Origin of the sequence: Bacillus sp. SIMBA_031, from assembly GCF_046535225.1 — a bacterium.
Lineage (GTDB): Bacteria > Bacillota > Bacilli > Bacillales > Bacillaceae > Bacillus > Bacillus velezensis.
Genome location: NZ_JAWRXC010000684.1, coordinates 1 through 236, shown reverse-complemented (window position 1 = coordinate 236; position 236 = coordinate 1). Strand labels below are relative to the sequence as shown.

Below are 236 nucleotides of genomic sequence, written 5' to 3'. Positions count from 1 at the left end.
CGGTGATCCGTTACGAATGAGGGCAACGAGGTGGATATGAAGCCTGCGCAGATCAAACCCGTCAGCTACCTGGAAAATCACGCGGCCGAGATTGTCCGCGACGTCGCGCAAAGCCGCGAGCCGCTGCTCATCACCGAAGACGGCGAGCCGAAGGTCATCGTGCAGGACGCGCAATCGTACGACGACATGCAGCAGACGCTCGCGCTGCTCAAGATTCTCGCCTTGGGCCGCAAGGA

1 protein-coding gene is annotated in these 236 nt (G+C 61.0%); it reads left to right on the top strand.

What is annotated here, in order from left to right; translation table 11 throughout:
* Positions 1 to 36 precede the first annotated feature (36 nt).
* Positions 37 to 236, top strand: a 200-nt coding sequence (locus SB724_RS21805; protein WP_410573161.1) for a type II toxin-antitoxin system Phd/YefM family antitoxin, incomplete at its 3' end; no start/stop codon positions are given.